The following is a 13,659-nucleotide window of genomic DNA, read 5'->3' on the forward strand; positions in this document are numbered from 1 at the left end:
ATGCGGGTCTGCACCGCCCTCTAGAATCGCTCCGTGGCGCAGAAACAGAAGAACAGACAGCGGAAGCAGCAGCAGGCGAACCCCACGCAGCGGCCACGGCCGAAGGCGAGGGAGGTGCGCAAGCTGGATGCGCGCGCCTGGATCGCGGGTGCACGTCTGCGGACGCTCCCGTTGGCGATCGCCCCGGTACTGCTCGGCACGGCCGGTGCCATCGTCGACGGCGAGCCCGGCCAGTACCACTGGGTGCGCGCCCTCGCCTGCCTTGCGGTTGCGCTGTGCCTGCAGATCGGCGTGAACTACGCCAACGACTACTCCGACGGCATCCGCGGCACCGACGCCTTCCGGGTCGGGCCCGCCAGGCTCACCGGGTCCGGCCTGGTCGAGCCGAAGCGCGTGAGGCTCGTCGCGTTCATCTTCTTCGGCCTCGGCGCCCTCGCCGGCCTCTTCCTGGTGGTGGCCTCGGGGCACTGGTGGCTGCTCGCCGTCGGCGCCGCCGCGATCGTCGCCGCCTGGTACTACACGGGCGGCAAGCGTCCGTACGGCTACGCGGGCCTCGGCGAGGTGTTCGTGTTCGTCTTCTTCGGTCTCGTGGCGACCGCGGGCACGACGTTCGTGCAGATCGGGAGCGTCTCCACGAACGTGTGGATCATGGCGACGGCGATCGGCCTCTTCGCGTGCGCGGTGCTCATGGTCAACAACATCCGCGATATCGAGCAGGACCGTCTCGCGAGCAAGCGCACGCTTGCCGTGCTCGTCGGTCCGGTCGTGTCGCGGTGGCTGTTCGGCGTCTTCACGCTTGCACCGTTTGTCCTCGCGATCTTCTTCGCCATCGCGTACCGCAACGCGGTCTTCACCTTCTTCGCCCTGCTGCTGGCGGCCCCGGCCGTGCTCATCGCGTCGACGGCCCGCAAGCCGCGCGAGCTCATCCTCGCCCTGATGCTGACGAGCTTCGCGACGCTGGCCTACGCCCTGCTGCTCGGCCTCGGCATCGTCTTCAGCGGGTACGTGCGCTAGCTGACGCTCGGTCGGGTGCTCTCGGGAGCGTCCGGCTCATCGGCGTGGGCTGAGGCGTCCGCCTGCTCGGGTGCGGTGAGCTCGTCTGCGTCTGCGTCTGCGTCTGGAGCTGCATCGACGTCTGGCTTGGCAGCGGCGGTCGAAGTGGGGCCCGCTTCGCCGTCGAGGGCCGCGTCCTCGAGCTTGTCGTCCGCGGTGCGCGCGTCCTTGCGCTCGCTGAGGCGCTGCAGGTCGTCGCCCATCTTCTGGCGGGTGCCGCGCAGGAAGATCACCGAGATGCAGGCGCTGATGATGGCACCGACAAGAGCTCCCGCGAGCCAGCTCCACTGCCAGGCAGGCAGGGCCAGCATGACAACCGCGAACGGAATCGCGAACGCGAGCAGTCTGATGACGGAGTAGACGAGCCAGGCGCGCTTCGAGTTCATCCCGCAATTCTACGAGCGAGGCGGATGCGCGCCTCACCGACTCCCTGAACGCCCGGTGTCCGCCCCGTACTCGCGCCGAGCACGGTTCGCGGAGGGCGAAGGCATCACCAGCTCGGGCGGAGGCAAGTCGCGTATCCTCGGGGGACCATGTCTCGCCTCCTCATTACTGCCGCAGTCATCGTCGTCGCGGTGACGATCTTCGCCGTGGTCGATTGCGCGATGACGGACGCAAAGCGCACGCGCGCACTCCCGAAGCCCGTCTGGGTCGTGGTCGTGCTGCTGGTCCCCGTCGTCGGTCCGCTCCTCTGGCTCTTCTTCGGCAAGGTCCGCGGCAACGCGGCAGCCGCGAAGCCGGTGCAGACCACCCCGGACGACGACGAGACGTTCCTGCGCTCGATCGGCATCGAGTCCGACAGCGATGAGCGCATCCGCAAGCTCGAGGAGGAGCTGCAGGCTCTCGACGACGTCGACTTCCCGGCCGCGGCCCCCACTGGCCCGGTCTCGGAGGGTGGCGTTGCGACGGCCCTCGAGGACGCGAACGACGAGGCGTCCTCCGGCGAGAAGTCGGACAAGTCCACGAAGCCAGAGTCTGGCGGCAAGAAGTCCCGCAAGGGCCACGAGAAGCCGGCAGCCAACGACGACGAGCCCGGCGAGCACGAAGAGCCCATCGAGCATAAAGACGACTGGACTCAGGGCGACGGGTCGCCCCGTGCCTGAGCGGCACACCCACACCGAAGCCTCCAACTCCCAGCGCCCCACAGTGGGCGCTGAGTCGCGTGCGCCTGCACCCGGGGCGAGCATGCCGCGCACCGGCAACCCGGCGGTTGACTTCAGCCTGGACTTCCTGGGCTCCCTCGTGCGCTTCGGCGTCACCGATCTGGTCGTCTGCCCCGGCTCGCGCTCGCAGGCCCTCGCCCTCGTGGCGGCCGAGCTCGAGCGAATCGGCGCCGTTCGCCTGCACGTGCGCATCGACGAGCGCTCGGCCGGCTTCTTCGCCCTCGGTCTGGCCGCTGAGACCGCCCGCACGGTGCCCGTCATCACCACCTCGGGGACCGCCGTCGCCAACCTGCTCCCCGCAATGCTCGAGGCGTTCCACGCCGGGGTCCCCCTGGTCGCAGTCACCGCAGACCGGCCGGAGGAGCTGCTCGGCATCGGGGCGAACCAGGCCACGACGCAGCCCGGGATCTTCGGGCCCAACATCGTGCACGAGGCGGTGGATGCGCCGACGGGTGCACCCGCGGAGTCGGCGGAGGCCGAGCGCCTCGCGCTGCGCGCCGCATCCACGACCGGACCGCTGCAGCTGAACCTCGCCTTCCGCGACCCGCTGAGCGTCGCCGTCCCATCGCTCGAAGCCTGGGCCGAGGGCGTCGACCCGGGCGAAGTTCCCGGCGGCGACCGCGTCGCCGAGGTCAGCCAGGCCAGCGATGCGGATGACGTCCTCGACGTCGACGCGGCCGAGTGGCAGCGCACGCTGGTCATCGCCGGGGCTGGCGCCGGCCCGGTGGCCGAGGAGGTCGCCCACGCCGGCGGCTGGCCGCTCATCGCCGAGGCGTCGAGCGGCTCGCGCTACGGCCGCAACCTCGTGCTCGCGTACCGACAGCTCCTCGGCGTGAGCTCCCCTCGGCCGGATCTCCGGGATGCTGTCACGCGGGTCCTCGTGTTCGGGCATCCGACGCTCAGCCGCGAGATTCCCCAGCTCATCGCCCGCGAGGGAGTGCACGCCGTCGTCGTCGGCTCGACGGGCGGCGAGCCATACAACCCCGGCCGCGCCGTCGCTGCGCACGTCGAGGCCGTGCGCGTGCATCCCGTCTCCGCCGGCGACGCCGAGTCCCGGGCCGAGTCGCGCTCCTGGCTGCGCGAGTGGGTGCTCGCGAGTCGGGAGATCGTCACGGCCTCAGCGGAGCAGCCGCCAGCGCCAGACATCGAGGCGTCGCGTTCGAGCGACAAGGCCGTGCGGAGCCGATTCGCCAGGCAGGAACTCGCCGTCGCGCGCATGAAGGTCGACAGGCGGATGCTGGTCGAGGCCGTCTGGAGCGCCACCTGGCCCCACGACCGGCTTGTGCTCGGCGCATCCACCCTCATCAGGGTGCTCGATGCTCATGTGCCGGGCAAGCCCGTGCGAGTGCACTCGAATCGGGGGCTCGCCGGCATCGACGGCACCGTCGCGACGACGCTCGGCGTCGCCGTTGGCAGCCAGCTCGCCGGCCCCGTCTCAGCCCAGGGTGGCGTGACACGTGCGCTCATCGGCGACCTCACTTTCCTCCACGACGCCTCTTCGCTGCTCGTCGGACAGGGTGGCGAGTGGTCGCCCCGCGTGCAGCTCATCGTCGGCAACGACGGCGGGGGCACGATCTTCGACGATCTCGAGGTGGCTCGCACGGCCGCCTCCGCCGCGCACGCACGGGTGCTGTACACGCCGACCGCGGTCGACCTCGAGTCGCTCGCGAGGGCCTACGGCTGGAGCTACCTGCGCGTCGAGACACGTGCCGAGCTGGAGCGCGCGCTCGTCTCTCGGGAGCACGAGCGCGTCCTCATTGAGGTGCCTCTGCAGCGAGGCTGAGTGAAATGTCAGGACATATGCTAGCCGTGCACTGTCCGGCCTGAGCAGCGGAGGAACGATGGCCCCTACATCCCCCAACCCCGAGACGCGCGCCGCCGCCGAGGGAGACATGAACTTCCACACCCGCAAGTGGGTGCGACCGGAGGACCTGAACGCGAACGGCACCCTCTTCGGCGGGAGCCTGCTGCGGTGGATCGACGAAGAGGCCGCGATCTACGCGATCATCCAGCTCGGCAACTACCGCTGCGTCACCAAGTACATCTCGGAGATCAACTTCGAGGCGTCCGCGCAGCAGGGCGACCTCATCGAGATGGGGCTCGTGGCGACGCACTTCGGTCGCACGTCGATGACGATGCGCGCCGTCGTGCGCAACATGATCACACGGCGCACGATCCTCTCGATCGAGAAGATCGTGTTCGTGAGCCTCGGCGATGACGGGCACCCCGTGCCGCACGGGTACTCGAGCATCACGTACGCGCGCGACCGGATGCCGACCACGCATCCGCAGACCGGCACGATCGCCGTTCCCCGCGTCGGGCAGTAGCGCCGCCGCTCCGAGCGGCGGCGGCGCTGCGGCATCGGGCTACTGGTTGCCGACCTGCTTGTCCGCCGCGTCGCGCGCACCCTTGATCTGATCGGTGAACTTGTCGCCGGTCGCCTTCTGGGCGGCGTTCGCGACGCCGTCGAGGATCTTGTCGCTGATGTCCTCGGCCTTCTCGCTCTTGAGCGCCTCGGTGACTCGCGGGTCCTTGAGGAACTCCTGCGCCTTGCCGGTGATGTTCTCGATGCCCATGTGCTTCTCCTCTGCTGGGCGCCGCTTTCGCTCCGTCGCGAAAGCTGTTCGCGCGAGCAGAGCATAGCGTCGGCGGGTGGCGTTAGCCTGTCCTCATGCCTCACTTCACCACTGAAGACGCTGCAGTGCTGCGCGTCGATGAGAACTTCGATCTGGGTGCGCTCGACCCCCGCTCGACCCCTGGATTCACCGGCAAGAAAGCCGACGCCGCAACCCTGTTCACCGAGCACGACGACGAGATCGCGGAGCTGCAGGAGCGCATGTTCGCGAACTCGCGGGCGGGTCTCGAGGCGCCGTCCGTGCTGCTGCTCCTGCAGGGCATGGACACGTCCGGCAAGGGCGGAATCGTGCGTCACGTCATCGGGGGCGTCGACCCGCAGGGCGTGCAGATCGCCTCATTCAAGGCGCCGACGGCCGAGGAACGCGAGCAGGACTTCCTCGTGCGCGTCCGCAAGCAGCTGCCCGCCGCCGGCAAGATCGGCGTCTTCGACCGCTCCCACTACGAGGACGTGCTCATCCAGCGGGTCCGCTCCTTCGCGCCGCCGGAGGAGATCGAGCGCCGCTACGGTGCCATCGTCGACTTCGAGAACGAGCTCGCCGCATCCGGAACGAAGCTCATCAAGGTCATGCTGCACATCTCGAAACAAGAGCAGGGCGCGCGCCTCGCGGAACGGCTCGAGCGCCCGGACAAGCACTGGAAGTTCAACCCGGGAGACATCGACGAGCGCCTGCTCTGGGACCAGTACCAGGAGGCCTACGAGATCGCGCTGCAGCGCACATCGACGGAGACCTCGCCCTGGTACTGCGTGCCCGCCGATCGCAAGTGGTTCTCCCGCCTCGTGGTGAAGGGCCTGCTGCTCGATGCGCTGCGCGGCTTCGACCTGCAGTGGCCCGCCGCCGATTTCGACGTCGAGGCCGAGAAGCGGCGTCTCGCCGAGAGCGCGTAGCTCAGTCTGCGAGCTCGGGCGGCCAGACTACGCCGAACCGCTCGAAGACGACCTCGTGCTGCGACGTGAACTCGCGACCGACCGCGGCCCGGGTGCGTTCCCAGTAGCGCTGGTGTTCCCGGCGCCAGCTCTCGAGGCTCCGGTCGTCTTCGCCCTCGTCGTAGGCAAAGGCCTCGTCGACGCTGTCGAAGGGGCCGACGCGCAGCTCCGTGCTGCGGATGACGACGACGGGCCTGCCTCGGCCATCGCACGCGATCCAGTGCGATCCGATGCGGGGCAGCAGCTCGCCCTCCTCGGCGAACTCCTCGACGAGCGCGGCGGTAGCGCGCTTCGGTCCGTGCGTCACCAGGGCAAGCAGCTCATCGGCGAGCTCGACGCTGTCGCCGAAGTTCTCGACCGAGTACTCGGGCGCGGCGGCGGCGGCACCGGGGTTGGCGGCGCGGTAGGCGTCCCACATCGCGGCGGCCGCGGCGCGGTCGAGTTCAGGGAGCTCCGTGCGGCCGAGGGCCGCGTTGCTGTTGGGTGCCTCTGTCATCGCGAGTCCTTCTCGTCCGGCCCGCCGGTGCTGTCGCCGCGGAGCGCTTCCACGATGGGGCGGAACTTCAGCTGCGTCTCCCGGTACTCGTCCGAGGCGTCCGAGGACGCCACGATGCCGCCGCCCGCGTACGCCGTGATCGACCCGTTCGCGTCGATCTCGGCACCGCGCAGGGCGACGGCCCACTCGCCATCCCCGCCAGCGCCCACCCAGCCCACTGGGCCGGCATAGCGCTGTCGGTCGAACGGCTCGAGGGCGAGGATCGCATCAAGGGCCGTGGGTGTCGGGGTGCCGCCGACGGCCGCCGTCGGGTGGAGCGCATCCACGAGATCGAGCACCGTCACTCCCGCAGGCAGGGTGCCGCGGATATCGCTCGCGAGATGCCACAGGTTCGGGAGCTTGAGGGTGAAGGGGACGCGGCTGCTCGTCAGGCCCGTGCCCGGGTCGTCGTGCGTGTCGAGGGTCGCGAGCGAGGTGAGCGCGCTCTCGACGGCGAAGCGGTGCTCTGCCAGGTTCTTCTCGCTGTGCCGCAGCCTCGCCTCGGCCCGCGCGTCGGCCTCCTCGTCGCTGCCGCGGGGGGCCGTGCCGGCGAGAACCCGCGCCGAGACCTGCCGCTCGAGCACACGCACGAGCGTCTCCGGGCTCGTGCCCGTGAGTCCGTCGACGGCGTAGGTCCAGCACTCCGGATACGCGGAGGCGAGCCTCGCGAGCAGGCGGCGGCGGTCGGCGCCCTCCGGCAGGGAGCCGACCTGCTCGCGCGCCAGCACGACCTTCGAGAGGTGGCCGGTGTGGATGAGGTCGAGGGCTCGGTCGATGGCGCGTCGGTGCTCGTCGCCGGACATCAGGCCGTCCGTGAGCACCGCCGCGGCGTCGATGTCGCCGACAGGTGCAGCGTCGGGGAGGCGCGGCTCCGGAGTCGAGCCGTCGGCGGTGATCGCCGTCACGAAGCACCGCGCACCTCGACGCCCCACGACGAGCTCGGGAACCTCGAGGACGCTGCGCGCCCCCGACTCGGCGGCGAACGCGAACGCGCCGAACGCGATGAGGCCAGAGCCCGTCACCTGGGCGACATCGTCGATCTCGGCCGCCCCGACGACGTCCCGCCAGGCGGCGGCGGAGTCCGGGATTCGCGTCGCACCTGTGAACTCGCCGCGCCACGCGCTCCCCGTCGCGACGACTCCATCGCCCTGACGGAGCCACACGAGGGGGGAGGTCGACGACGCGAAACGGAGGAGATCGCCCGGATCGGGGACCTCGATCGTCCGTGCGCGCAGGCGGGGGAGGATCACAGCTGGCACGACGGCAAGACTATCCCCAGCAATCCACTGGAACACGGCCAGGGCGAGACGTGCGCCGCAACGTAGGATGATCTGGTGACAAAAGCCGACCTGAACAAGCGACCCGAGCAAGTGTCGTCGATGTTCGACCGTGTTTCCAAGAAATACGACGAGACGAACGACATCTTGAGCATGGGCAACGCAGCGCGTTGGCGCGTGCAGACGCGGCACGCCATCGCCCCGCAGCCCGGCGAGAAGATCCTCGACGTCGCAGCGGGGACGGGCACGGTCAGCAAGGTCCTCGCCGACGCGGGCGCCAAGGTCACCGCCCTCGACTTCTCCGCGGGCATGATCGAGGAGGGCAAGCGCATCCACGGCGCGAACCCGAACATCGACTTCGTGCAGGGCGACGCCACCAAGCTTCCCTTCGACGACAACACCTTCGACGCGTCGACGGTGAGCTTCGGCCTGCGCAACGTGCAGCAGCCGAAGGTCGCGCTCCAGGAGATGCTGCGCGTCACGAAGCCGGGCGGGCGCCTCGTCATCGCCGAGTTCTCCACGCCGCCGCAGGCCCTCATCCGCACGGGATACCGCGCGTACATGCAGATCGCGATGCCGACCATCGTGAAGCTCGTGAGCAGCGACCCCGAGGCGTACACCTACCTGAACGAGTCGATCATCGCCTGGCCCGCACAGCGTGAGCTGGCGTCCTGGCTGCGCGAGGCGGGCTTCGAGCGGGTCAAGTACCGCAACCTCACCGCCGGTGTGGTCGCCCTGCACAAGGGATTCGTCCCGCTCGCCGACTCCGGCAGCGTCCCGAGCTAGGGAGCAGCAAGCCAGCAGGCACCGGCAGGGCGCCGGCCTGAACCCCCCAACCAAGTCCGCCCGAGGGCACCCCCTCGAGCGGAGAACCTGAACCACCAGGAGACATGAGCGTGGAGCTCCCCAAGACCGAACAGCGCCGGAAGGCGCGAAGCACTGTGGTGCCGGGCGGAACCGACGACCTCTTCGACGGTCCGAACTCCGACGTGCTGCGCGAGCGCCTCGACGCCGGATTGGCCGCGGTCGAGACCCGCCTCCGCGACGAAGTCCAGTACGCCGACGAGATCGCCGACGTCACCGCCCGATACCTCCTCAACGCCGGCGGCAAGCGCCTGCGTCCCATGCTCACCGTGCTCGCCTCGCAGTTCGGCGACACCCCCGGTTCGGACGAGGTCATCACCGCGGCTGCCGCGGTCGAGCTCACCCACCTCGCCTCGCTGTACCACGACGACGTCATGGACGAGGCGGAGCTGCGTCGAGGCGTCGCTGCCGCGCACCTGCAGTGGGGCAACTCCATCGCGATCCTCGCCGGTGACCTGCTGTTCGCCCGCTCGAGCCTCCTCTTCTCTGAGCTCGGCCTGCGCGCCGTTCGCCTGCAGGCGACGATCTTCGAGCGGCTCGTGCTCGGCCAGATGCGCGAGACGACAGGGCCGGCCGCGGATGTGGACCGTATCGACCACTACGTCGGGGTCCTCGCGGACAAGACCGGCTCCCTCATCTCCGCTGCAGCCCAGTTCGGCGCGATCGTGTCCGGCGCACCGGAGTCCGTCGTCTCGGCGCTCGCCGAGTACGGTGAGCGCGTCGGCGTCGCCTTCCAGCTCGCCGACGACGTCATCGACCTGCAGCAGAACCCGGACGCGACGGGGAAGCTGGCCGGCACGGATCTGCGAGCCGGCGTCGAGACGCTGCCTGTGCTGCTGCTCGAGCGCCAGGCCGCGACCGACGAGGCGAGCCGCGACCTGCTGGAACGCATCCGGTCCAGGGTCGCCGGCGTCAACGAGCAGCCCGAGGAGACTCGCGCGAGCGAGGAGGAGATCTCGGGCATCATCCGCGAGCTCCGCGAGCACCGCGTGACGCAGCTGACGGTCGACGAGGCCCAGAACTGGGTGACGCTCGCCGTCGAGGCGCTGCGGCCGGTCAAGGCCGGCCCCGCGAAGAACGCCCTCGAGCGCTTCGCCGCGGAGGTCGTCAGCCGCGACCGCTGACCGAGCTGTTCGCGAGACAGCTCACCCCCTGACCCCTTCTCTGGAGGACATGTGACCACGCTCCGCCTTGCCATCGTCGGCGCAGGACCAGCCGGTATCTACGCGGCAGACATCCTGCAGAAGATGGAGCGGCAGTTCGATCTCTCGATCGACCTGTTCGACAAGCTGCCGGCGCCGTACGGGCTCGTCCGGTACGGCGTGGCCCCTGACCACCCCCGCATCAAGGGGATCATCAACGCCCTCCGCGAGGTGCTCGAGTCGGGTGTCATGCGGGTCTTCGGTGGGGTCGAGTTCGGCAAGGACATCACGCTCGACGACCTCAAGCAGCACTACCACGCGGTGATCTTCTCGACCGGGGCCATCCGCGACGCCTCCCTCGACATTCCCGGCATCGACGCCCACGGCAGCTTCGGGGCAGCCGACTTCGTGAACTGGTACGACGGGCACCCCGACGTGCCGCGCACCTGGCCGCTCGAGGCGCGGGAGATCGCCGTCATCGGGAACGGCAACGTCGCGCTCGACGTGGCCCGCATGCTCGCGAAGCACCCCAAGGACCTCCTGTCCACCGAGGTGCCGCAGAACGTCGTCGACGGGCTCGAGGCGAGCCCCGTGACCGATGTGCACGTGTTCGGGCGTCGAGGACCTGCGCAGGTGAAGTTCACGCCCCTGGAGCTGCGCGAGCTCGGGGAGATCCCTGACGTCGACATCATCGTCGACGAGGACGACTTCGATCGCGACCCAGCCGCGGCCGAGCTCGCCAAGACCAACAAGCAGCTCATGGTCATCGGCCGGATCATGGGCAAGTGGCGGGGCGAGCGCGAGCTCACCGCATCGCGGCGCCTGCACCTTCACTTCTACTCGAAGCCGGATGCGGTGCTCACCGAGGATGGGCCAGATGGCGAGCGTGTGCGCGCGATCCGCATCGAGCGCACGGAGCCCGACGCCGAGGGTGGCGTGCGGGGCACTGGGGAGTTCATCGAGCACCCGGTGCAGGCCGTCTACCGGGCCATCGGGTACTTCGGCTCGCCGCTTCCCGGGGTTCCCTTCGACGAGCACCACGGCGTCATCCCGAACCATGAGGGTCAGGTGTGGGACGACGACAACCAGCAGGTCAACGGCATGTACGCGACCGGGTGGATCAAGCGCGGCCCCATCGGCCTCATCGGGCACACCAAGTCGGATGCGCTCGAGACCGTCACGCACCTCGTCGCCGACCAGGGCAACTGGTGGACTCCGGCCGACCCGAGCGAAGCCTCCGTCGTCGAGCTCCTCGAGTCACGTGATGTGCGGTTCACTGACCTCGAGGGTTGGCGTCGTCTGGATGCACACGAGCTCGCGCTCGGCGAGGCGGCTGGTCGCGAGCGGATCAAGGTCGTGGACCGCGAGGAGATGACGCGCATTTCCCGCGGTGAATAGGGGTTCCACCCCCACCTGAGGAGGAGGGGAGTTCTCCCCATAGCGGAATGACGGTTCACCTCGTACGCTCGGAGTACACGCAGAGAGCGGAAGAAATTCCCGGGCGAGAATGGTCCGGGGCACAGACTTCAGCCGGCGGTTGAGCCGCGTCGCATCGGTCGTTCTGACCGCGGCGCGAAACTGGGGGAGCTCGCCGTCGGCTGAAGGTACTTTCGATCGTCCGGGTGGCCTCGATCGAGAAACGCGACTTCGAGCGGGTTCCTATTGGATGACGCTCGTCAGGCGGGCGACGTTGTCGAGCGCGCGCGTCAGGATCGGTCGCTGCCGCCACTCCTCGAGGGTCAGCTCGTAGCTGCGCTGCCGGTACCCGTTCTCGACCTCGCGCATCCGGTTCACGAACTCCTCGCCGTGCACCATGAGCATGAGCTCGGCGTTGAGCGTGAAGGAGCGCATGTCCATGTTGCTGGAGCCGATGAGCGTGACGGAGTCGTCGAAGGTGATGTGCTTCGAGTGGAGGATGTACGGGCGCCGGTACAGCATGATCTTCACTCCGGCCCTCAGGAGCGCCTCGTAGTAGGAGCGCTGCGCGTGGAAGACGAAGAACTGGTCGGCGATCTCACCGACGAAGAGCTCGACGCTCACCCCTCGCTGCACGGCCGTCGTGATGGCGTACATGAGCGAGTCGTCCGGCACGAAGTAGGGGCTGACGATGACGATGCGCTCTCGGGCCGCGTAGAGCAGCTGGTTGAAGAGGCGGAGGTTGTTCTCGTTCTCGTAGCCTGGCCCGCTCGGCACGAGCTGGCAGGGGAAGACGTCTTCCTGGTCGCCCGCTTCGATCTCTGCTTCCGCCTCGTCGGGCTCGGGGGTGACGGGGTCGTTCTCGAAGACGTCGGTCAGCAGCTCCTCCGTCTCGGCGTACCAGTCGGAGATGAAGACGGCGTTGACCCCCGTCACCATGGGGCCCTCCATGCGGAGCATGAGGTCTTTCCATCTGAGGGCGTCGGTGCCGGGCTTGGGGCCACGGTGGTAGTCGCGGGAGATGAGGTTCTGCGAGCCGAGGTACGCGGTGCGTCCGTCGACGACGAGGAGCTTGCGGTGGTTGCGCAGGTCGACGCGCTGCATGCCGCCCTCCCACGGGTACAGCGAGAGCATGCGGTGCCAGTCGGCGCCGATCTCGGTGAGGCGCTGCTTCATCTTCTTGTAGCCCCGGTACCGCATGGAGCCGATGTGGTCGAAGAGCACCCGCACCTTCACGCCGCGTTGCACGGCGCGTTCGAGGGCATCGAAGAACGGGGCCGTGGCGTCGTCGTGGCTCATGGCGTAGAAGAGCACGTTGACGTAGCTCTCCGCCTGGTCGATCTCCCGAGCCATGCGCCTGATGGAGCGGTTGTAGCTGCCGTGGAGCTCGAGGCGGTTGCCGTCGGCGAGGGGGATCGCGGTGAGGTGCTCACCGAGCTTCGTGACCTGCTCGAACCAGGAGGGGTGCGTGATGGCGCGCTCCGCCGGGGCGATCTGGTCGGTGGCATCGCGGATGATGCCGTCGACCTGCGCCTGCATTCGCCGCCGCCTCGTCGGCAGCTGGTTGGTGCCGAACAGGAAGAACAGGATCACCCCGGCGTAGGGGATGAGGACGATCGTGATGATCCAGGCGAGCGCCGTCGTGGGCCGTCGGTTGCGGGGGATGACCACCACTGCCGTGACGATGATGAGCACGTAGATGGTGGCGACGAGCCCGAACCAGAACCCGGTCAGACCGAGTTCCGGGTACCACGGCATCAGCGCCCCGACGGCCGTGCTCGGGTCGTAGCCGGCGCGGCCGCCTGCGACCCCGGGTGGCACTAGCGGCGGTTGACGAACTGGAGGTCGACCTCGACGTCGGCGGCCTTGAGCAGTGCCATGGTGGCCTGCAGGTCGTCGCGGCTCTTCGAGGAGACGCGGAGCTCGTCGCCCTGGATCTGCGCCTTGACGCCCTTGGGGCCCTCGTCGCGGATGAGCTTGGTGAGCTTCTTCGCGCTCGGCTGGTCGATGCCCTCCTTGAGGGAGGCCTCGATGCGGTACTCCTTGCCGGAGGCGTAGGGCTCACCGACATCGAGCGTCTTCAGCGAGAAGCCGCGCTTGATGAACTTGGTCTGCAGGACATCGAGCACCGCCTTCACGCGCTCTTCACTGGAGGCCTTGAGGAGGAGCTTCTCGCCAGACCAATCGACCGAGGCGCCGACGCCCTTGAAGTCGTAGCGCGTCTCGAGCTCCTTCTGCGCTTGGTTGACGGCGTTGTCCGCCTCCATCTTGTCGACCTTGTTAACGACGTCAAACGAGGAATCTGCCATGCCGTCCATGGTAGCGAGGCCCGCCGACAATCTCGCGAGCGTGGCGGTTCGTCGGGTCGTTTCGACAAACCGGGTGGAAGTCGGTAGTCTCTAGCCTGCACGTTTGCGCTTTGCGCTGTGCACTGGCGAGTTACCCAAGCGGCCAAAGGGATCTGACTGTAAATCAGACTGCTCAGCATTCGGGGGTTCGAATCCCTCACTCGCCACGAACACCATGACGCGAGACATCTTCGAGATGTCTCGCGTCATTTGCGTCTCCGGGATCATCCCCCTCCCCATCCCCGCCCCCCCCCTCCCCTCCCCCCTCCTCCCCCCCCCCCCAACCGCCCCCCCCGCCC

General features: G+C 68.8%; 14 protein-coding genes and 1 tRNA gene. 9 read left to right on the plus strand and 6 right to left on the minus strand.

The features are described 5' to 3' along the window. Nucleotides 1-33 precede the first annotated feature (33 nt). A complete protein-coding gene (locus C5E05_RS18300) occupies nucleotides 34-1,014 on the plus strand; it encodes a 1,4-dihydroxy-2-naphthoate polyprenyltransferase (RefSeq protein WP_104243431.1) in 981 nt (326 codons plus the stop codon). On the opposite strand, the gene C5E05_RS18305 is transcribed toward C5E05_RS18300, so the two are convergent. Next, complete coding sequence (locus C5E05_RS18305; RefSeq protein WP_104342742.1) at nucleotides 1,011-1,439, minus strand: DUF4229 domain-containing protein; 429 nt, start codon at nucleotides 1,437-1,439, stop codon at nucleotides 1,011-1,013. The genes C5E05_RS18300 and C5E05_RS18305 overlap by 4 nt on opposite strands. A gap of 147 nt (nucleotides 1,440-1,586) precedes the next feature. Here C5E05_RS18305 and C5E05_RS18310 point away from each other — a divergent pair, with 147 nt between their 5' ends. From C5E05_RS18310 to C5E05_RS18320, 3 genes are all read left to right on the plus strand, one after another. Continuing rightward, nucleotides 1,587-2,156: a PLDc N-terminal domain-containing protein gene (locus C5E05_RS18310; protein ID WP_104243427.1), complete on the plus strand. Its 570-nt coding sequence runs from the start codon at nucleotides 1,587-1,589 to the stop codon at nucleotides 2,154-2,156. Nucleotides 2,157-2,238: 82 nt separating this feature from the next. After that, on the plus strand, nucleotides 2,239-3,999 hold the full coding sequence (menD, locus tag C5E05_RS18315) for a 2-succinyl-5-enolpyruvyl-6-hydroxy-3-cyclohexene-1-carboxylic-acid synthase (RefSeq protein ID WP_104342743.1): 1,761 nt from the start codon (nucleotides 2,239-2,241) through the stop codon (nucleotides 3,997-3,999). A gap of 58 nt (nucleotides 4,000-4,057) precedes the next feature. Continuing rightward, nucleotides 4,058-4,543, plus strand: coding sequence for an acyl-CoA thioesterase (locus tag C5E05_RS18320; RefSeq protein WP_104342744.1), 486 nt, complete (start codon nucleotides 4,058-4,060; stop codon nucleotides 4,541-4,543). Nucleotides 4,544-4,582: 39 nt separating this feature from the next. Here C5E05_RS18320 and C5E05_RS18325 read toward each other — a convergent pair whose 3' ends face one another. Then, nucleotides 4,583-4,792: an Rv0909 family putative TA system antitoxin gene (locus tag C5E05_RS18325; RefSeq protein WP_104243421.1), complete on the minus strand. Its 210-nt coding sequence runs from the start codon at nucleotides 4,790-4,792 to the stop codon at nucleotides 4,583-4,585. 95 nt (nucleotides 4,793-4,887) lie between these two features. Here C5E05_RS18325 and C5E05_RS18330 point away from each other — a divergent pair, with 95 nt between their 5' ends. After that, a complete protein-coding gene (locus C5E05_RS18330) occupies nucleotides 4,888-5,739 on the plus strand; it encodes a PPK2 family polyphosphate kinase (RefSeq protein ID WP_104342745.1) in 852 nt (283 codons plus the stop codon). A 1-nt stretch (nucleotide 5,740) separates the two neighbouring features. Here the strand turns inward: C5E05_RS18330 and C5E05_RS18335 are convergent, their stop codons facing one another. Both C5E05_RS18335 and C5E05_RS18340 read right to left on the minus strand, forming a co-directional pair. Next, entirely contained in the window at nucleotides 5,741-6,274 is a 534-nt protein-coding gene (locus C5E05_RS18335) for an ASCH domain-containing protein (protein ID WP_258064922.1), read from the minus strand. Next, nucleotides 6,271-7,572: an isochorismate synthase gene (locus C5E05_RS18340; protein ID WP_308471908.1), complete on the minus strand. Its 1,302-nt coding sequence runs from the start codon at nucleotides 7,570-7,572 to the stop codon at nucleotides 6,271-6,273. Before C5E05_RS18340 ends, C5E05_RS18335 begins: the two co-directional genes overlap by 4 nt. Nucleotides 7,573-7,647: 75 nt before the next feature. Here C5E05_RS18340 and C5E05_RS18345 point away from each other — a divergent pair, with 75 nt between their 5' ends. The 3 genes from C5E05_RS18345 to C5E05_RS18355 all read left to right on the plus strand — a co-directional run bounded on the left by C5E05_RS18345 (nucleotide 7,648) and on the right by C5E05_RS18355 (nucleotide 10,994). After that, nucleotides 7,648-8,376, plus strand: coding sequence for a class I SAM-dependent methyltransferase (locus tag C5E05_RS18345; protein WP_104243417.1), 729 nt, complete (start codon nucleotides 7,648-7,650; stop codon nucleotides 8,374-8,376). Between the two features lie 104 nt (nucleotides 8,377-8,480). Next, nucleotides 8,481-9,578: a polyprenyl synthetase family protein gene (locus C5E05_RS18350; RefSeq protein WP_104243415.1), complete on the plus strand. Its 1,098-nt coding sequence runs from the start codon at nucleotides 8,481-8,483 to the stop codon at nucleotides 9,576-9,578. Between the two features lie 51 nt (nucleotides 9,579-9,629). After that, nucleotides 9,630-10,994, plus strand: a complete 1,365-nt coding sequence (locus C5E05_RS18355; protein ID WP_104342746.1) for an FAD-dependent oxidoreductase — start codon at nucleotides 9,630-9,632, stop codon at nucleotides 10,992-10,994. Between the two features lie 261 nt (nucleotides 10,995-11,255). On the opposite strand, the gene cls is transcribed toward C5E05_RS18355, so the two are convergent. After that, complete coding sequence (gene cls / locus C5E05_RS18360; protein WP_104342757.1) at nucleotides 11,256-12,770, minus strand: cardiolipin synthase; 1,515 nt, start codon at nucleotides 12,768-12,770, stop codon at nucleotides 11,256-11,258. A gap of 62 nt (nucleotides 12,771-12,832) precedes the next feature. Continuing rightward, entirely contained in the window at nucleotides 12,833-13,321 is a 489-nt protein-coding gene (locus C5E05_RS18365; RefSeq protein ID WP_104307651.1) for a YajQ family cyclic di-GMP-binding protein, read from the minus strand. A gap of 124 nt (nucleotides 13,322-13,445) precedes the next feature. On the opposite strand from C5E05_RS18365, the gene C5E05_RS18370 reads away from it, so the two are divergent. Next, nucleotides 13,446-13,527 (plus strand) — tRNA-Tyr (locus C5E05_RS18370). Nucleotides 13,528-13,659: the final 132 nt, after the last annotated feature.

The sequence above is a fragment of the Pseudoclavibacter sp. AY1H1 genome (genome assembly GCF_002931055.1).
In the GTDB taxonomy this organism is placed as follows: Bacteria; Actinomycetota; Actinomycetes; order Actinomycetales; family Microbacteriaceae; genus Pseudoclavibacter.

Coding starts and splice junctions, on each gene's coding strand:
- C5E05_RS18365 (WP_104307651.1), bottom strand. CDS start 13,321: ATGGCAGATTCCTCGTTTGACGTCGTTAACAAGGTCGACAAGATGGAG.
- C5E05_RS18305 (WP_104342742.1), bottom strand. CDS start 1,439: ATGAACTCGAAGCGCGCCTGGCTCGTCTACTCCGTCATCAGACTGCTC.
- C5E05_RS18330 (WP_104342745.1), top strand. CDS start 4,888: ATGCCTCACTTCACCACTGAAGACGCTGCAGTGCTGCGCGTCGATGAG.
- C5E05_RS18350 (WP_104243415.1), top strand. CDS start 8,481: ATGAGCGTGGAGCTCCCCAAGACCGAACAGCGCCGGAAGGCGCGAAGC.
- C5E05_RS18335 (WP_258064922.1), bottom strand. CDS start 6,274: ATGACAGAGGCACCCAACAGCAACGCGGCCCTCGGCCGCACGGAGCTC.
- C5E05_RS18310 (WP_104243427.1), top strand. CDS start 1,587: ATGTCTCGCCTCCTCATTACTGCCGCAGTCATCGTCGTCGCGGTGACG.
- C5E05_RS18325 (WP_104243421.1), bottom strand. CDS start 4,792: ATGGGCATCGAGAACATCACCGGCAAGGCGCAGGAGTTCCTCAAGGAC.
- cls (WP_104342757.1), bottom strand. CDS start 12,770: ATGCCGTGGTACCCGGAACTCGGTCTGACCGGGTTCTGGTTCGGGCTC.
- menD (WP_104342743.1), top strand. CDS start 2,239: ATGCCGCGCACCGGCAACCCGGCGGTTGACTTCAGCCTGGACTTCCTG.
- C5E05_RS18320 (WP_104342744.1), top strand. CDS start 4,058: ATGGCCCCTACATCCCCCAACCCCGAGACGCGCGCCGCCGCCGAGGGA.